Below are 18,317 nucleotides of genomic sequence, written 5' to 3'. Positions count from 1 at the left end.
TGGATCGACGATAGGGGATCGTCAAAAATAAAATCAGAATATAAACGTATGAACCTTCGTCTCTATATTTCTCGTTCGAGGTTAATTCCCCTGCTTCCATTAGGAATTTTAGCCTTAAGTTTACAGGATTCAATAAAAACACATACGAAGAAAAAGCGAACAATATAGTTAAAAATATTGAATGGATAAACAGGGAGTTATTATATGCAGCGTACAGATTCTACGGGGATAGATTAAAAATGAGAGGAGATAGAACGGTATTACTTACCTTATGAAAAGATTTAAATTTAAATAATGTTATTTTTCACTATACCAAAATGAGAATATTGGCTTACAAGGTGCCGTTCTTCCCGCTGTGTAAAAGTAGGTTGTAAGCGCCCCGACCCTGTAAATAATACTGCGTATTTCATGACCTTTTCTTGTCGATTCCACCCAAGAGACGCCTCCCCCCATAGCATCGTTGATGCATCATATTGTATATTAGCGCTTCAGCGCCGCAGGTCATTGCGGCATTACGCATGTTTGTCTCACCACGTTGCGCAGCGCTTCTCTTTGGGGGAACAGTGAATTATCCAATCGGGCAGATCAATCACAGCTACCTGGGCTCCAGCGTTTATACCATGCTGCGTGAGGCGCTAATTACTGGTCAACTCAAACCGGACGACCGCCTGAGAATACGGGAGCTTGCCGCACAGGTTGGCACCAGCGTCACACCGGTACGAGATGCGATCCTGCAACTGGCGAAAGAGCAGGCGCTGGTGCTCAAGACGCCACGCGATATCCGTGTCCCCCAATTGACCGAAGCCCAGTTTATCGAAATCCGTACATTGCGGCTGGCGCTGGAAGGCACGGGCGCTGAACGGGCGGCCGCACACATTACGCCGAAGATGCTGGAACAGATTGAAGAAAATATTCGCCAGAATCGTCTGGCGATTGACGAGAAAAATCTACGCGAAGCCCTGCGGTTAAATAGCGAATTTCACCTGTTTCTGGCACAGGCGGCGCGTATGCCACTGTTGACGCAGTTTATCGGCAGTTTGTGGATGCGCACAGGCCCGCTGATTGCTCAAGCCTATGCGCATTTTTCCGTGCAGATGGCGATCGAACATCACGAAGACGTCCTTGCCGCGCTACAGCAGCGCGATGCCAGTGCCGCTCGGCAAGCCATCCAATCTGACATTCTGGACGGTAGCGAAACGATGCTGGACTTTATTGCTATAGATCAATAGATCAATAGCTCAATCGCGTTAGACCGCCATGAGACGAGGTAATAAACCGCGAATCAGCAGTCGGGTTTCTTTTCCTGACTGATAACCACGGGTTTTCGCCGCTCTGCCCGGTGTTAAGTGAGTTGGATGTGTAATCCATCTGACCATCCAGAATCGCGTTTTCCGTATCCAGCGCAATTCTCTGTGCCTGGGCGCCCGCTACACGCGTCAGAGAATCAGCCATCGCGATATCCAGATTCTGATTGTTCATTCATTAAGTGGTAGAGCAGGTCAGAGAGTTCCCGCAGAAAGGAGATTCTTTCGCTAAGACCACGGCGAGGGGAAGAACTAGCCTATTTTTCGCTGTGTTTCCGACCGTTAGTTATCGTAGGTTTTCTTTTAAAATAATAAAAAGCGTTATGACCGAAAGGCCGTATGTTGTTTCTGATTTGCACGCTTTACGCTATGTAACTGGCAAGGAGGCGATATCTGAACCTATGCCGCACTGTTCCCGTCACGCTGCCAAATGGTCGCTATGCTCAACTTAACTACTAACACCGGATTGTGGTTCAGACTTGTTTTTATTTCGTTTGCCAGCGCGTTGCTGGCGCTGTTTATTGGGCAAGGCATTTTAGCCAGGCTGGAACAAACACAGTTGCAGCAATATAGCCAGGAGGTGCTCGATCAGGGCATCGCTGTCGCGAATGAAAGCCGGGAAACCATCAACCGGGTGCTAACACTGAACAACCCCCCCTGTTCCACCGCAGACCTGAAAGAGTTACGCCTGATTTCCTTCTACTCCGTGTATCTGCGCGATATCGGGCGTATCAAAGACAACTATTTCATCTGTTCCGCGGGTTGGGGTATCCTCAATCCACCGATTTATCTGCTGCCGCCAAACCTGACGACGCCCGAGGGCATACAGTTGTGGACCGCAATGAAAGACGTGGTTGATCCACGTATTACCGCAGATATGCTAAGCCTCAACGATATTGTCACGATCACCGCTGCCGCTGCATTTCGCCGTTTCATTCATCCGCCAGCCGAACACAGCGCGATGCTACTCACGCGTAATCTGAATCATGTCTATCGGACCTTTGGCGACATCGACCTGCCAGCATTTAAACAGACTCGGCAACACGATAACGCGTGGCTGACCATGGGAAAACGCCAGACGTTTTTTTGTGCGCCACACCGGAATATCTGCGTCCTGGCGCAGTTGGATTCCGCGGGTATACTGTACCTGGTATATCATCACTGCCCTGTTTTTTGTCGGAGCGCTCATCGGTGCCAGTTTTACCCTGTCCTATCAGCTCTATGACGATCGGCATAAAGCCTTATCATCACAGCTAAAACGCGCGATCAAACATCAACGACTGCATGTACATTACCAGCCGCTGATCAGCCTGCCACAGCGCGCTATTATTGGCGTAGAAGCGCTGGCTCGCTGGAAGAATGAGTGTGGTGATAACGTCTCACCAGAGCTTTTCATCGGCATCGCTGAAAAAATGGGCTATTCAGCCGAACTTACTCGCCTCATCACGCGCCAGGCGCTGTGTGACATGCAACCGTACCTCACACTCACACAGGAAAGGCCCTTTCTGCTTAGCATTAATTTATCCGTCTCCGACATTGTTTCGCCCGATTATCATCGCTTCCTACAACAAATATGTGACGAATTGGCGATCGATAAAACGCGCATCATGCTAGAACTCACCGAGCGGTCGAGCACTTCACATAAAACACTGGCAAACGGCCTTGAAGCCCTGCGACGCTCGGGCTATAAGGTCGCACTCGATGATTTCGGCACGGGCTATTCCAACCTTGATTACCTGAGCCACTTACCGTTCGATATGATCAAAATCGACAAGATTTTTGTCGGCGCCATCGGCACAGACTCGGTTAATGCCGCCATGGCGGATTTGCTATTTTCCCTCATCAAAAAACTGGACGTCCCGGTAATCATCGAAGGGGTAGAAACTCGCGAACAAGCCGCCTACATCCTGCAACAATGCCCTTCGGCGATTATGCAAGGATGGTATTTCAGTAAGGCGGTAGCGTTACACGATCTACCGGATATCCATAACTATCCGTGCCCGCCGATAGAAACGGTGTAGCGAGTAATCACGCGCTCCGCCAACAGGCATAGGGTGATCTCATTGAATGGGTTCGCGCAATCAGTAGATCATCAAACCCTATACCTGTCTCCTTCTCTGGGGATTCGTCAGCCCTACAGGATGCCGCATCACCAAACATCACAAATCATGATAATGCGTTGATAAGTATCTCAAAATATATCCTGAAACATTACTATCACAATCAGCGCCTAGCCTGCTTCTATACCAACACACGTTTATACTCTCAATTAAGGATGCCACCATGCGTTATCGCTCTATGCCGCTACCCGCGACTAAAGTATTTCCTGCGCTCAGGCTGCTGCCTGCTGCTGGCCTTTTTCTGCTTCCCCTCTATGGCGTGGCTGCACCGTCTCAGCCAGATAACGCAAGTATCAGCACCCTTGTCGATACCACCACGCAGGCTAGTCATAGCTCTCGCGTTGTTGAATTGGAACAATCCATTCAGGCTGCGCTGCGCAAGGCAATCCAGGGTGATGCACCGAAGATTACCCGGGCACAGTTGGAGCAGGCAAAAGAAACGCCACAAATGGCGGACATCGACTGGCTCAACAACAGCGGTTATGACTTTGCCGTGAAAGCCAACCAGCAGGCCGGTATTGCTTTGCTGGAGTCTTTCTCACACCTTTCTGCTGAGGTATTGCAGCAAAACACAGCTATCGTGACGCACATTAATCGCGAAGCCACCACAGGGCAGCGCGAACAGGCTCTCGTGGATGCAGAAGGTCAAGGGTATCTCTACTATCTGGCTGATGCATTAGGCCCTCGGTTGGGCAAAATCTTCCTCAATGCGTATGATCACGGTGAAATACGCAAGGCCGCCGCCTTACTCAAGTTATCTGCCGTCAGTACGTCCGCCGCTAAACAGCATTTCGACTACCCTCGCCCTTTCCTACAGCCGAATAACACCATCCATCTGGTGCCGGATACCGCTGTAATTGGCGATAATAAACCCTATACCGCTTCCGGCGGTGCGTTTCCGAGCGGACACACAAATACGGGTTACACCGATGCGCTGCTGTTAGCAGAAATGATCCCTGAACGCTTCGTCCCGCTGATTGATCGTGGTGCGCGTTACGGCTATTCACGCATCGTGTTGGGTGTGCATTATCCATTAGACGTGATCGGCTCGCGGATGATTGTCGAGCGCAACGTAGCGCATTACCTCAACGATCCACAGTACCGTCGGCTGTTTGAACAGGCGAAGACAGAGTTACGCAACGCGTTAGAGAAAGCCTGTGGCACAACGTTGAGCGACTGCGCGAAGAGCGCGCCGCAGGATGACCCCTACGCCGCACCGGAAATGAAGACGTTTTATCGCTACACGATGACGTACGACCTGCCCGCACAACCAGGTGCAGCGTCTCCGGTTAGCGTTCCGGAAGGTGCGGAAGTCCTGCTCGAACCCGTGTTTCCTCGTCTTTCCGCGGCACAACGCAAAAACCTGATGGTGAAAACCGCACTGGCGGACGGCTACCCGCTTTCCGGCTCGCCGGGCGATAAAGGCACGCAGAATTTCTGGCAGCGCCTCAACCTTCATGACGCCGCACAATTGGCTCAACACCGTTAACGTTCCCCTACGACAGGTTATTCCTGCCTACGGGGGCTGATTTCCATCAATACATCACTCAGCGTGGTTAAAAACACATCAGCGTGTTCTTCCTGAAACACCAGCGGCGGACGAATTTTCAGCACGTTCGCCGCGGGCCCCGTCGCGCTGATCAGCACGCCGCGCTGGCGCATGGCATTCACCACCTGCAATGCGGATTCCTTTACTGGCGCTTTGCTTTCATGGTCGCTGACCAGTTCTACACCGATAAACAGACCGTAAGCCCGAATATCACCAATCAGTGGGAAATCCTGCGCGAGCTGCTGCAATCCCTGCCGCAGATATTCACCGACCCGCTGGGCATTCTGCTGCAACTGCTCTTCACGAATCACCCGCAGCACGGCATGCGCCGCCTGGCAGGACACCGGATTACCGCCGAAGGTATTGAAATAGCGCACATCCCTTCCGAAGGCATCGAACCGTGCTGAACGTCCAACCAACCCGGCAATAGGATGCCCGTTACCCATCGGTTTCCCCAGACTCACCAGATCAGGGATAACGCCATGACGCGCAAACCCCCACATCGACTCCCCGGTGCGGCCAAAGCCCGACTGCACTTCATCCGCGATAAACAACCCGCCCGCCTGACGAATCATAGCCGCCGCCTGCGCCATTTCGCCTTCCGGCGCGCAGAACACGCCATCGCTGGAAAAAATGGTATCCACTAGCAGTGCGGCGGGACGAATGCCTTCCTGCTGCATCTGTGCCAGCGCGTCACGAATACTGGTAAGAAATGCGCCGGGCTGGCGATAGGTATCCGGTGCATCGATCAGCTTCACATGGCTACCGCGCGCCACGCCATCGCCCAACGACGGCGACAGCTCCGCCAGCGCGCTGGTGACGCCATGATACGCCCAGCGTGTGATCAATACGCCTGTGCCCCCTGTGGTATGTCGGGCAATACGCAACGCCAGATCGTTGGCCTCACTGCCGGTACAGGTCAGCATCACGTTGTTCAACTCTGCGGGAAATTCGCTCAGCAGATCTTCCGCAAAATCGACAATTGCAGCGTGCAGGTAGCGCGTGTGGGTGTTGAGCTGAGCGCTTTGTTGCGCTATCGCCTCAACCACCGCCGGGTGGCAATGTCCTACTGAGGCCACATTATTGTAAACATCCAAATAGCGCCGCCCCTGATGATCAAACAGCCACACGCCCTCTCCGCGTGCAACATGCAGCGGTTCTTCATAAAACAGGCGGTAACCGCTGCCCAATACCCGCTGACGGCGCGTCAGCAACGCTTCTGTCGCAGTCATTTCAGACGTGATTTCGCTCTGATTCATCGCACATCCTCCGGGCAAACCTGCTGTAAGCGAGTCACAAATTGAGCATGGGAATAAGTCGCGATGCGCTGCAAACTGTGCCAGCAGCGCGGTACATTACGCAGCAGATATTCCCGATTGTCGGGGTAACGTAGTGCACGCCACTGCGCGATGGTCAGCGTGAGCGCCATGCGGGTCGCAATCAGATCCGGCAGCAGTGCGATCTCCTCCGGTACTAACGGACTATGTTGATGGTACGCAGCAATAAACGGCACCACCTGTTCCAGCAGATCCGCCCCTTCGCCAATTTGATACGCCAGCGCCGTCGCCACTTCGCAGATTAACGGGGCAAATATGGCATCGCCAAAATCGATAATGCCGCTCACTCGTGTCAGTGATGCACCATCTACCAGCACATTATGCGGATTCAGATCGTTATGAATGACCTGGCGTCGCAACGTCGTCAATACGGGGGCGACACGACTGTCATAGCGGTCAAAAATACGTAGAAGATGCTGGTGCTGTTGCCGCTCAGAAATGAAATCAAGGTAAGGACGCACCTGCTCTGCGCGGCTGATATCCCACAGCAGAGAACGGTTCGCCGCCGGATGCGTAAAGCCGTGCAGCGCCTTGTCCAACTGCGCCAGCGTGCTTCCCAACTGCGGCATCAATGCCGTTGAAGGCGCGGTCAGGTGCTGCGGCGTACCAGCCAGATAGCTCACCAGCCGCACGCGCAACTGCTCGCCCCCCATCTCAACACAGGTTTCCGGCAGACCCAATGTTGTCGGCTGGATTCGCGGTACAGGCAGTTCAGGTGCCTGTTGTGCAAGGTGCAGCAACAGCGCAGTCTGGAAATCGCTGACGTCGGCAGGCTCCGCCGCGTTGATCACCTTCAGCATATAGCGCTCATCTGGCGTCACCGTCAGACAAAAATTCATGTCACGCTCGCCCTGTAACAGCGTCACCTGCCCGGACAAGCCATATTCTTGCTGCGCAATCGCCAGCGCCTGTGGACAGGATACCTGTGGTACACTGTGCGTCATCAGTTCATCGTCGTGCGATACCGTCTCGGCAAACACCGGCTGATTGGACGCCGAAGGCGGGTATGAAGGGAAAAGTACGCTGGCTCGTCCGTCAGACATGTTGCCCTCCGTTGATGTGGATTTCCGCACCGTTGACATAAGAGGCACCGGATGTGCAGAGAAAATAGATTAGGCTGGCGACTTCTTCGGGCTTACCTAAGCGCTGCATCGGCACCTGCCGTTCAATGATGTCGTCCGTGCCGGGGGACAGGATCGAGGTTTCGATTTCTCCTGGCGCAATCGCATTCACGCGAACGCCGTGCGGACCAAAATCAAATGCCATTTCTCGCGTCAATGCGGACAGCGCCGCTTTTGACGTGGCATAAGCGACACCGGCAAAAGGATGAACCCGTAATCCGGCAATCGAGGTCACATTAATCACGCACCCCTGTGATGCCTTGAGTTCATCGAACAAACCCTTTGCCAGCAGCGCACAGGAAAACAGATTCACATTGAAGACACGCAGCCAGGTCGCGTAGTCCGTATCGCGAACGCCCAGACGCTGCCCACCTGCGCTTTTGGGTGAAATCCCTGCGTTATCCACCAATGCATCCAACCGCCCTCCCAGCTTTTCCTTAATCAACGGCAATGTCTGTTGCAGGCTGTCGATATCTTCCAAATCGAGATGAATGTGATTGAGCAGTTTTTCCACCCATGGGCACTCTTCTGCCCAGTTCTGACGCGACGCGGTAAAAATCCGCCACCCCGCTGCGTGGAAATGCTTAACGGTGGCATGCCCGATTCCCCGGCTGGCGCCGGTCAGCAAGAGTGTTTTTTGTGCTGTCATACCGAACCTCCTGAGCCTTTTGTACACGACCATCAAAATGGTGTTTGATGCATCATGATTTTGGTTTTAAAAAAAGCTGAAGAAAATTTCAGCGAAAACCGGTCTTTTCTCGTGGCGAAATGCGCTCTTAAACACACTTTTATGCCGAATCAGAGCGCGTTTCGTGCGCTACAGTACTGTTATTTCATGCTACCTCGTAGCACGCGCCCGACGCAGGGCGGCTCAATCGCCGTCGCCCTGCGAACCCTGGCTTTTCGGCGCTAATTATGTCGCTGCGCGATGCCTTCGTCGGTATCTGGCTTAACGGACCGCTTGCGACACGTTCCCTACGTGGCGCAAGCGGTCGCGGCATCCATGCCGCTCATCCTAAGCCTGCTACCTCCTCAGCATAATTTCTTACGCCGGATAACAACTGCTCTCACTTGCACCTTACATTAATGACGATAAGAAACGGCATGCAAATATCAACGCGCACGAAACATAACTCTGACACTGATTAGCTCCCACTCCGTAGCCGCTCCGAGCGGCGGCGCAGGATTTCCATTACGATCAGCAGGATGAGTGCAGCCCCCACCATCATGGTGGCGGCAGCGGCGATCGTCGGGTCGAGGTTCTCACGGATGCCGGCAAACATCTGTAGCGGCAGTGTTCGCTGGCGCGGACTGGCAAGGAACAGCGTGACGATCACCTCATCAAACGACGTCGCGAAGGCAAAGAGCGCCCCCGAGAACACGCCGGGCGCAATCAGCGGAAATGTCACCTTGCGAAAAGCCAGCAGCGGAGAGGCACCCAGACTGGCTGCGGCTCGCGTCAGGTTGTGATCGTAGTTCTTCAATACCGCCGTGACCGTAATCACCACGAACGGCACGCCCAACATCGCATGTGCCAATACCAGACCCAGATAGCTGTTCAGCAGCGATAGCTTGGCGAAGAAGAAAAACATCCCTACCGCGACAATCACCACTGGCGCAATCATCGGTGAAATCAGTACCGCCATCACCAACGATTTACCGCGAAACTCACCACGTACCAGCCCAACTGAGGCCAGCACACCGAGCACCGTCGCCAGCAGCGTAGCCAGCGGAGCAATCAGCAGGCTGTTGCCCAACGCGCCCAGCCATTCGCTGGAGTTGAAAAACTCACGATACCAGCGCAGGGAAAATCCCGTTAGCGGGTAACTCAGAAACGAACCGGCATTAAATGAGAGCGGAACAATCACTAGCACAGGGACGATCAAAAACAACAGCATCGCTGCCCCGTAGAAATTAAAGAACGTGTTCCACAGGCGGATCACCACTTCACCCTGCTGTCTCATTGGTTATCTCCCAGTATAAGTTTACAAACATCGTGCTTAGTGCGCCGCCGCTTCCGCATTCGTGCGCGTCACGCGGATGTACACGACATACAGCAGCGTCACGATAATCAGCAGTTGCGTACCCAGCGCGGCCGCCATTCCCCAATTCATCGTGGTATTGGTGAAGAACGCGACAAAATAGCTCAGCATCTGGTCACTCGGCCCGCCCAGCAACGCCGGCGTAATGTAGTAGCCAATCGCCATCATGAAGACCAGCAGCGCCCCCGCCGTGACACCCGCGTACGTTTGCGGCACATAAACCCGCCAGAAGGCAATAAACGGATGCGCTCCCAACGAGACGGCCGCCCGCACGTAGTTCGGGGAAATGCCTTTCATCACCGCGTACAGCGGCAGAATGAAGAACGGCAACAGGATGTGGGTCATTGAGATGTAGACGCCGATACGGTTGAACACCAGCACCAGTGGTTCATCGATAACACCGATGCTAATCAGCGAACGGTTGATCAAGCCACCCGATTGCAACAGCACAATCCAGCTCGCGGTGCGCACAATCAGCGATGTCCAGAACGGCAGCAGCACCAGAATCAGCAACAGGTTCGCGCGGTTAGACGGCTGCTTCGCCAGCCAATAGGCCAGCGGATACCCTAGCCCCACACACAGTAGCGTTACGACGCCCGCCATCAGCAGCGTGCGCAGCAGCACGTCAACATACAGTGCCTGATCGGCAGGCTGCGGGACAATCTGCTGCGTTGTGGCGTCAACTTTATGGTCAAACACGGCCAGCAGGTAATAGCTGGTAAAAGGACGCGCCGCGCGATCGAACGTTTGCCAGGTCGCCAGTTCCCCCCACATCGGCTGCTCACGTATCAGTTGATCACGTATGTCGCTGCTGCCCTCAGCGGGTAACTTACGCAATGTGCGAGTAATCAAGGTACGGTACGCCGCCCCTTCATACCCCAATCGTTTTGTGATCGTGCTTAATTTTCCGCTGCTGCGAGCCTCGCGCAGATCGCCGACCAGCGCCCGAAAGACCACTTCATCCGGTAGATTGTTGCCCGACCATTGCCGCATAGCAGCAATGGTCTGCGGCATATTGTCGCGCAATTCCGGGTTAGAGATGCTTTTCCCCAAAATCGAGGTGATCGGGAAGAGAAAACTCACCACGATAAACAGAAACAGTGGTGCGATTAACAGCAGAGAGCGTTTCTTATAGGCTTTCTGCGCCATCGACAATTGCTGTTTCAGTGTCGAATAATCCCCGTTTCCACCAGACGGTGCAGCGGTAACGATATCGCTCTGGGACATAAGCTCTTTCTCCATCATCACACGTACGGTCAATCACTGCGGTCTTATTGGGCAGCCCAGGCGTTAAAGCGTTGTTCTAGCTCTTCGCCGTGATCGATCCAAAACTCAGTGTCTACTTGCAAAGCCTGTGCCAGATTATCTGGAGCCGTTGGCAGATTGGCCGCAATAGCAGGGGCCAGCAGACTGGTGGTTTTGACATGTGTCGGACCATAAGGAATGTTTTCGGCGAACACCTTCTGGTTTTCCGGCTGGTTGGCAAACGCAATAAACTGTTCTGCCAGCGCCTTATGCTTGGAGCCTTTGACGATCGCCCAGCTATCCAGATCGTAAATGCTGTCGGCCCAGACAATTTTGAAGTCATGCCCTTCTTTCTGCGCCGCCGCAACGCGACCGTTATACGCAGAGGTCATCACCACATCGCCCGACACCAGCCATTGCAGCGGTTGCGCGCCGGACTCCCACCACTGAATATTGGATTTGATTTGATCCAGTTTCTTAAAGGCGCGATCAACCCCTTGCGGCGTCGCCAGTACCGTGTAGAGATCGTCACGCTTCACGCCATCTGCCAGCAGCGCGATTTCCAGCGTAAATTTGGCGCTTTTACGCAACGCACGTTTGCCGGGATACGCTTTCACATTCCAGAAATCGGCCCAGCTTTTCGGTGCCTGTTTCAACTTCTGGGCGTTATAGGTCAGAACGGTTGACCACAGGAAAATCCCCGCGCCGCATTCGGTTACCGCCCCTTTGACAAACTGGGATTGATCGCCCAACTTTGACCAGTCCAGCGGCTCAAACAGCCCCTCACTACAACCGCGCATCAGCTCTGGGCCTTCGACTTCCACCACGTCCCAGCCTACCTGCCCGGTTTCCACCATCGCCCGGATACGCGCCATCTCACCGTTATATTCACCGGCTTCCACCGTGCCTTTGCCCGCGGCGGCGAACGGTTTGTAAAATGCCTTATCCTGCGCATCCTTATTCAAACCGCCAAATGAGATCACCGTGACGGATTCCGCTTGCGCCTGACAGGCCATCGTCACCAGAAAAGCAGTAGCTGCGATTTTGTTCAGCGCCTGACGCTTGAACAGTCCTTTTGCTTTGGAGAGAGTATTGAGTCTGGACATTCTTTTGCTCCTGGAGTGGTAGTCAACGTAAAGGTCAAATGCGTATCACAATTTTACACTCTGCCCTTTTGATGCATCATGTATCATCATAACCATGCAAAAAATATGAGCATAAATTGTGCCAATTCAAAAATTTTATTGATGCTTTTCCACTACGGCGGTGGGAACGGCGATGAGAAGTATCAGGGGTGCACCGTAATGTCTTATTGCCTGATGGTATGTCACCACCCTTGCCTTGTTATGGTGCAAGCCGCAATGGTTTGCACCACCCAGACGCATTACGCGTCTTCCGCACGTACACCGACATTGACTGCCGATGTGCGTTTTTTACCGACGACCGGGATAAAAATTTTATCGGGAAAGATCGACGCAGAGGTATTTCATTTCCAGATAATCTTCGATACCAAAGCGCGAACCTTCTCGCCCCAGACCAGACTGTTTCACCCCGCCAAACGGCGCGACTTCGTTCGAGATCAGGCCAGTGTTAATACCGACCATGCCGTAGTCCAGCGCTTCCGGCACTATCCACTGGCGCACCGCATCACGCGTGTAAACATAGGCCGCCAGCCCGAATTCGGTATCGTTCGCCATCGCAATCGCTTCCGCTTCATCGCTAAAGCGGAACAGCGGCGCAACAGGCCCGAACGTCTCTTCGCGGGCGAAAAGCATCTCGCGGGTCACGTCGCCAACGATGGTTGGGGTGAAGAACGTGCCGCCCAGTTCGTGTCGTTTCCCCCCCAGCAGTAGCGTTGCCCCGCGCGATAACGCGTCGGCAATGTGCTGCTCGACTTTGGTGACCGCATCAGCATCAATCAACGGTCCCTGCGTCACACCTGGCTGAGTACCGTCACCGACATTTAACTTGCGTACTTCCTCAATCAGCCGTTCGACCAGCGCCGGGTAAATCCCATTCTGCACATAAATGCGGTTGGCGCAGACGCAGGTCTGCCCACTATTGCGGAACTTAGAGGCCAGAATGCCCTTCACCGCCTGATCCACATCGGCATCATCGAACACGATAAACGGCGCATTGCCACCCAATTCCAGCGACAGCTTTTTCACCGTTGACGCGCTCTGCGCCATCAGGATGCGGCCCACTTCCGTGGAACCGGTAAAGCTCAGTTTGCGCACCACCGGACTATCGCACAGCAACTTACCAACCGACTGCGCATCGCCAACGATGACCTGAAGCACGCCGCGTGGAATACCGGCCTGCTGTGCCAGTTCTGCCAGCGCCAGCGCGGTAAACGGCGTCTGCTCGGCGGGCTTGACGATCATCGTACAGCCGGCCGCCAGCGCGGGCCCGACCTTACGTGTGATCATCGCCGCAGGGAAATTCCACGGTGTAATCGCCGCACACACGCCGATGGGCTGCTTGATGACCAGCAAACGCTGCTGTCCCTGCGGCGATTGCAACACGCTGCCTTCAATGCGCTTGGCTTCTTCCGCAAACCAGTCAATGAAGCTGGTCGCGTAGGCGATTTCGCCCCGGGCTTCCGCCAGCGGTTTTCCCTGCTCTGCCGTCAGTAACTCGGCCAGGTCATCCTGATTGTCCATAATCAGACGCGCCCACGCCTGCAACAGCGCGGCACGTTCTTTTCCTGTCTTCTTACGCCATTCAACCAGCGCTTGTTCCGCAGCGGCAATCGTCTGCTCGGTTTGTGACGCTGTCACTAGCGGTATCGACCCCAGCACCTCGCCCGTCGCCGGATTGGTCACATCCAGACGCTCACCGTTTTGGCTGTCTTGCCACTCGCCATCAATCAGGCAGTGCTGGCGGAATAAGGCTTGTTGTTTCAATGAAATGGAGGATTTCAGTTGCATAGCTTCTCTTCTATCGTGTTAATACGCGAGTCAGGATGCTCATGGCCTTGCTGAACTGATCGTCAGGAATCGTTAGCGGGTACAGGAAACGGATCACGTTGCCATGTACGCCACAGGTCAGCAACAGCAGACCCGCTTCCAACGAGCTTTTCTGAAATTGACGGGTAATCTCCGCCGACGGTTTACCCGTATTCGGATCGTTAAATTCTGCCGCGACCATCGACCCTTGCGCACGAATCGCCACCAGCGCGGGGCACTGCGCTTTGATATTTTCCAGCGTTTCCACCAGCGCGGCACCCAGACGTTGTGCCCGTTGGCACAATTTCTCTTCTTCAATCACATCTAATACCGCTAGCGCGGAGGCAACCGACAGCGGGTTGCCCGCATAGGTCCCCCCCAGCCCGCCCGGCGATGGCGCATCCATCACCTCGGCGCGACCCACGACGCCGGAAATCGGGAAGCCGCCGCCCAGGCTTTTCGCCATCGTAATCAGATCCGCTTTCTCTGCGTAATACTCCATCGCAAACAGCTTGCCGGTACGGGCAAAACCCGTTTGCACTTCATCGGCAATCAGCAGAATGCCATGCTCATCGCATAGCTTACGTAGCCCGCTAATGAAGGCCGGTGGCGCGATGTTGAAGCCACCTTCGCCCTGCACTGGTTCCAGCAAAATAGCAGCAACCTGATCGGCGGCGATGTCCGTGTGCATCAGGCGTTCAACGCTTTCCAGCGCCTGCTCAACGGTAATGCCATGTTGCTCGCTCGGATAAAGCGCATGAAAAATGGAACCGGGGAACGGCCCAAATCCTGTGGAATACGGAGCCACTTTGCCCGTCAGAGTCATGGTCAGCAACGTACGGCCATGAAACGCCGCGTTGAAGGCGATCACACCAGGGCGTTTGGTGTACGCGCGGGCGATTTTCACCGCGTTTTCCACCGCTTCAGCCCCGGTGGTAAAGAACGTGGTCTTTGCCGTGCCTTGAATCGGTGCCAGTGCGTTGATACGTTCGGCCAGCGTGACATAGCTGCCGTAAGGCACAATCTGGTAGGCCGTATGGGTAAAGCGATCCAACTGTTCGCGCACCGCGGCGACAATCTTCGGGTGGCGGTGACCAGTGTTCAGCACCGCAATCCCGGCGGCAAAATCGATAAATTTTCGCCCTTCAACATCCCACAGGGTGCTGTTTTCTGCACGCTCAGCATAGAAATCACACATGACGCCCACACCACGCGGCGTGGCGGCCAGACGGCGTTGATTCAGTTCGCTATTCTTCATGATCTGCTCCGGTATCCCAAACACATCAGTTAGTTGATGATGATTAGTTGAACGATGACAGTTAGTGTAGTTGCAAGATGATGATGTCATTTAGACGCGAGATGGTTCTATAATCCAGTGCCAGTTTTTAATATTTGAAGGATCCACTTATGCGCTCACTTCTAACCGACTTATTGCTCCAGCGTTTAGCCAACCAGCACGACGGTGCACTAAACAAGCGTTTGTACGACTGCATTCGGCTGGCGATTCTTGATGGCGCAATTGCTGCTGGCGAACGCCTGCCATCGTCGCGCGATCTGGCGCAGCAATTGTCGCTGTCGCGTAACACCGTACTAACAGCTTATGAACAGCTACTGGCAGAAGGCTATATTGAAGCCCGCAAAGGCAGTGGGACCTTCGTCACGGAACAGTTGCCTGATGGCAATATGCAGCCCGTGGACAGCGCCAATGCGGGGGAAATACGTGAACCTAAACATGAGCTTTCGCGACGCGGTATGCATCTGCTGGGTTATGCCGGTGCCTCCGCCCGCCAGTGGGGCGCTTTTATGCCAGGTATCCCGGATATCGCCAGTTTCCCCCATGATTTATGGCGACGCATTCAAACGCGCCTGACGCGCCGCGTTCGTCCCGAGCAGTTGTCCTATTCGCCAATTGGTGGCTGCCCTGAACTGCAACTCGCCCTAGTGGATTATCTGCGTGTCGCCCGCTCCGTTGAATGCACGCCGGAGCAGATTCTGATTACCGAAGGCACCCATCAGGCGATGGATCTGCTAGCTAAAATGCTGTGTAACCCCGGCGATTTGGCGTGGATTGAAGATCCCTGCTACTGGGGGATTCGCAATGTTCTGACGATTAACGGGTTGCGCGTCGCTCCTATCGATGTCGATGAACAGGGACTGGCCCCCCCAGAGACGCTATCACCCGATGCCGCGCCACGCCTGATTTGCGTGACACCGTCACACCAATACCCACTGGGTGCAGTGATGAGTCTGGCCCGGCGTCAACGGCTGTTGGCACTGGCGCAGGAGCACGGCTGCTGGGTGGTGGAGGATGATTACGACAGCGAGTTTCGCTTTTCCGGTAGCCCAATCCCCGCGCTGCAAGGGCTACAGGCGCAGTCGCCGGTAATCTACATCGGCACATTCAGCAAGACGCTCTACCCCGGCCTGCGTGTCAGCTACATGGTGCTGCCGCCGCTACTGGCGCAGTCGCTGAAGACGGCACATTCCGAACTCTATCGCGGCGGACACTGGCTAACACAGGCGACGCTCGCGCAGTTTATCCGCGAAGGCCACTACGCTGCGCATATCCGCCGCATGCGCCTGCTGTATGCCAGGCGCCGCGCGCTATTAACGTCGTTGATTGAGCAACATCTGGGGGCGAATTACGTCGGGGACAACAGCAACGCCGGGCTGCATATGCTGCTCAGTCTGCCTTCCCACATCGATGATGTCGTGCTGAGCGCCGCGATTTTACGCCGTGGTGTGATGGTTAAACCGCTTTCCAGCTACTACCTGCAACCGACACCGCAGCGCGGTTTATTACTGGGTTACGCCAGCGTGGAAGAGGAGCAAATGATGCAGGCTTTTTCCGCGATCGTGGCCTGTATTCAAACACTAAATCAGACGTTAAATTCACGCGATTCCGAGGCCTGACAGCCCACTTTATTTATCCTGATCAATTCGCACCGTCACGGTGCCATCCGATACCAGCATGCCCCATGACGGGGCGTCCGTGGTGATGTACGATCGCGTTTTAGCGCATTACCGCGCGCCATTTTCTACTCGTGAAGCGTCCGGCATGGTTTATGCATTCTTATGAATAATAGTGACTGCCGGAGAATGAAAAAATGAGAAATTATGTCAGCTTCAGGAATGTTCAGAAGACTTATGACGGCGACCGCCTGATCGTCAAGAACCTGAATCTGGATATCCGTGAAGGTGAATTCCTGACCCTGCTTGGGCCATCCGGCTCGGGAAAAACCACCAGTTTGATGATGCTCGCCGGGTTTGAAACCCCGACACAGGGAGAAATTCTGCTGCGCGACGCGCCGCTGCACCATCTTCCGCCGCATCAGCGCGACATCGGCATGGTATTTCAGAACTATGCCTTGTTCCCACACATGACCGTGGCGGAGAATTTGGCGTTTCCGCTGTCCATTCGTCGTCTGAATCGTGCCGATATAAAAGAGAAAGTGGATCGGGTACTGGATCGCGTGAAGCTAACCAGTCTGGCCGATCGCTACCCTGCACAGATGTCCGGCGGCCAGCAGCAGCGTGTGGCGCTGGCTCGCGCACTGGTTTTCGAGCCAAAGCTGGTGCTGATGGATGAACCGCTGGGCGCGTTGGATAAGCAACTACGCGAACATATGCAGTTGGAAATCAAAGAGCTGCATCAGTCGCTGGAATTAACTGTGGTGTACGTCACCCATGACCAGAGCGAAGCCATGACCATGTCCAACCGCGTCGCCGTGTTTAACGATGGCGTGATTCAGCAGATGGACAGCCCCAGCGACATCTACGAAAAACCGGAAAACGCGTTTGTGGCGCAGTTTATCGGTGAAAACAATACGCTGCTCGCCACGCGCGCCGAGGCCGAAGGGGCATTCTATCGGGCAACGCTGGATGACGGTACCTCGCTGCGCGCGCTGAAAGTCCGCCCCAGTTCGCCGGGCCGACAAATTACGCTCTGCATCCGTCCGGAACGTATTCACGTCAACGCGACCCACATCGATGACGGCATGCAGCAGGTCACCGCACGTATTCAGCAGTTCATCTATCTGGGCGATCACGTCAGGATGATGACGGAAGTAGCGGGTCAGCCACAGTTTATGGTGAAACTCCCTGCCAGCGATATTCAGCCGCACTGGAAAGCCGGCACCGAAGTCAACCTATCGTGGCAGCCGGAACACCTGCGCGCGCTGGATAGCATCGTCACGCATTAATCGTGGCGCACTGACCGTATCAGCGAATGTGGGAAGTTAATCAGACAGGAATAAGGAAAGAAAGCACGTTGCCCCTGAACAGGGGCAACGGATATAGTACTAGTCTCGAATCTTGCGGTAGACCCACAGCACGACAATCGCGCCAACAATCGCCACCACAAAACTGCCAAAGTTAAAGCCATCGACCCGGCCGAACCCAAAGAAAACGCTGATATAGCCACCCACGACTGCACCGACAATCCCGAGCAACACCGTCAGGATAAAGCCGCCACCGTCTTTACCGGGCATAATCCACTTAGCCAGAATCCCCGCAATCAAGCCAAAAATAATCCAGGATAGAATTCCCATAACCACCTCGCTTTTATTTCATCATACCCGTATAAACGCCAATCCTTGACAGATAAGACGCGAATCCAATTATAGACAAGGATTTCATAAACGATCGGCAG

16 protein-coding genes and 1 pseudogene are annotated in these 18,317 nt (G+C 54.4%); 7 read left to right on the top strand and 10 right to left on the bottom strand.

Annotated features, from left to right (window positions below; translation table 11 throughout):
• The first annotated feature begins 563 nt into the window (after window positions 1–563).
• The gene (locus tag ACKQAD_RS00810; RefSeq protein WP_409158386.1) at window positions 564–1,229 is read left to right on the top strand and encodes a GntR family transcriptional regulator; all 666 of its coding nucleotides are present in this window, start codon (window positions 564–566) and stop codon (window positions 1,227–1,229) included.
• A 103-nt stretch (window positions 1,230–1,332) separates the two neighbouring features.
• Here the strand turns inward: ACKQAD_RS00810 and ACKQAD_RS20365 are convergent.
• Window positions 1,333–1,479 (bottom strand): annotated as a pseudogene (locus ACKQAD_RS20365) (type III secretion system major pilin HrpA); the annotation flags it as partial.
• A gap of 264 nt (window positions 1,480–1,743) precedes the next feature.
• Between ACKQAD_RS20365 and ACKQAD_RS00800 the strand changes: the two are divergent.
• The 3 genes from ACKQAD_RS00800 to ACKQAD_RS00790 all read left to right on the top strand — a co-directional run bounded on the left by ACKQAD_RS00800 (window position 1,744) and on the right by ACKQAD_RS00790 (window position 4,913).
• Window positions 1,744–2,529, top strand: a complete 786-nt coding sequence (locus ACKQAD_RS00800; RefSeq protein WP_409158385.1) for a CSS-motif domain-containing protein — start codon at window positions 1,744–1,746, stop codon at window positions 2,527–2,529.
• Window positions 2,432–3,325, top strand: coding sequence for an EAL domain-containing protein (locus ACKQAD_RS00795; protein ID WP_409158442.1), 894 nt, complete (start codon window positions 2,432–2,434; stop codon window positions 3,323–3,325). The genes ACKQAD_RS00800 and ACKQAD_RS00795 overlap by 98 nt, the downstream gene beginning before the upstream one ends.
• A gap of 262 nt (window positions 3,326–3,587) precedes the next feature.
• Complete coding sequence (locus ACKQAD_RS00790) at window positions 3,588–4,913, top strand: acid phosphatase (RefSeq protein ID WP_409158384.1); 1,326 nt, start codon at window positions 3,588–3,590, stop codon at window positions 4,911–4,913.
• A 17-nt stretch (window positions 4,914–4,930) separates the two neighbouring features.
• On the opposite strand, the gene ACKQAD_RS00785 is transcribed toward ACKQAD_RS00790, so the two are convergent.
• Genes ACKQAD_RS00785 through ACKQAD_RS00775 form a run of 3 tightly spaced genes read right to left on the bottom strand, consistent with a single transcriptional unit; the run spans window position 4,931 to window position 8,080 of the window.
• Window positions 4,931–6,232, bottom strand: coding sequence for an aspartate aminotransferase family protein (locus tag ACKQAD_RS00785; protein WP_409158383.1), 1,302 nt, complete (start codon window positions 6,230–6,232; stop codon window positions 4,931–4,933).
• Complete coding sequence (locus ACKQAD_RS00780) at window positions 6,229–7,353, bottom strand: phosphotransferase (protein ID WP_409158382.1); 1,125 nt, start codon at window positions 7,351–7,353, stop codon at window positions 6,229–6,231. The genes ACKQAD_RS00785 and ACKQAD_RS00780 overlap by 4 nt, the downstream gene beginning before the upstream one ends.
• The gene (locus tag ACKQAD_RS00775) at window positions 7,346–8,080 is read right to left on the bottom strand and encodes an SDR family NAD(P)-dependent oxidoreductase (RefSeq protein WP_409158381.1); all 735 of its coding nucleotides are present in this window, start codon (window positions 8,078–8,080) and stop codon (window positions 7,346–7,348) included. Before ACKQAD_RS00775 ends, ACKQAD_RS00780 begins: the two co-directional genes overlap by 8 nt.
• Before the next feature lie 266 nt (window positions 8,081–8,346).
• On the opposite strand from ACKQAD_RS00775, the gene ACKQAD_RS00770 reads away from it, so the two are divergent.
• Window positions 8,347–8,472, top strand: a complete 126-nt coding sequence (locus tag ACKQAD_RS00770) for a hypothetical protein (RefSeq protein WP_409158380.1) — start codon at window positions 8,347–8,349, stop codon at window positions 8,470–8,472.
• Window positions 8,473–8,576: 104 nt separating this feature from the next.
• Here ACKQAD_RS00770 and ACKQAD_RS00765 read toward each other — a convergent pair whose 3' ends face one another.
• The 5 genes from ACKQAD_RS00765 to ACKQAD_RS00745 form a co-directional block, all read right to left on the bottom strand.
• On the bottom strand, window positions 8,577–9,395 hold the full coding sequence (locus ACKQAD_RS00765) for an ABC transporter permease (RefSeq protein ID WP_319847887.1): 819 nt from the start codon (window positions 9,393–9,395) through the stop codon (window positions 8,577–8,579).
• 36 nt (window positions 9,396–9,431) lie between these two features.
• Window positions 9,432–10,700, bottom strand: coding sequence for an ABC transporter permease (locus tag ACKQAD_RS00760; RefSeq protein WP_409158379.1), 1,269 nt, complete (start codon window positions 10,698–10,700; stop codon window positions 9,432–9,434).
• A 44-nt stretch (window positions 10,701–10,744) separates the two neighbouring features.
• Complete coding sequence (locus ACKQAD_RS00755) at window positions 10,745–11,824, bottom strand: ABC transporter substrate-binding protein (protein ID WP_409158378.1); 1,080 nt, start codon at window positions 11,822–11,824, stop codon at window positions 10,745–10,747.
• A gap of 351 nt (window positions 11,825–12,175) precedes the next feature.
• Window positions 12,176–13,648, bottom strand: coding sequence for an NAD-dependent succinate-semialdehyde dehydrogenase (locus tag ACKQAD_RS00750; RefSeq protein WP_409158377.1), 1,473 nt, complete (start codon window positions 13,646–13,648; stop codon window positions 12,176–12,178).
• 10 nt (window positions 13,649–13,658) lie between these two features.
• Complete coding sequence (locus ACKQAD_RS00745) at window positions 13,659–14,924, bottom strand: 4-aminobutyrate--2-oxoglutarate transaminase (protein ID WP_409158376.1); 1,266 nt, start codon at window positions 14,922–14,924, stop codon at window positions 13,659–13,661.
• Window positions 14,925–15,073: 149 nt separating this feature from the next.
• Here ACKQAD_RS00745 and pdxR point away from each other — a divergent pair, with 149 nt between their 5' ends.
• Entirely contained in the window at window positions 15,074–16,579 is a 1,506-nt protein-coding gene (gene pdxR, locus ACKQAD_RS00740) for a MocR-like pyridoxine biosynthesis transcription factor PdxR (RefSeq protein WP_409158375.1), read from the top strand.
• A 194-nt stretch (window positions 16,580–16,773) separates the two neighbouring features.
• Window positions 16,774–17,868, top strand: a complete 1,095-nt coding sequence (locus ACKQAD_RS00735; RefSeq protein WP_409158374.1) for an ABC transporter ATP-binding protein — start codon at window positions 16,774–16,776, stop codon at window positions 17,866–17,868.
• Window positions 17,869–17,967: 99 nt separating this feature from the next.
• Here the strand turns inward: ACKQAD_RS00735 and ACKQAD_RS00730 are convergent, their stop codons facing one another.
• Window positions 17,968–18,216, bottom strand: coding sequence for a GlsB/YeaQ/YmgE family stress response membrane protein (locus tag ACKQAD_RS00730; protein WP_005972245.1), 249 nt, complete (start codon window positions 18,214–18,216; stop codon window positions 17,968–17,970).
• Between the last annotated feature and the right edge of the window lie 101 nt (window positions 18,217–18,317).

This window comes from Pectobacterium artocarpous (genome assembly GCF_046159765.1).
GTDB lineage: Bacteria > Pseudomonadota > Gammaproteobacteria > Enterobacterales > Enterobacteriaceae > Pectobacterium.
Note: the sequence above shows the minus strand (reverse complement) of the source record. Positions and strands in the feature narration are given on the sequence as shown.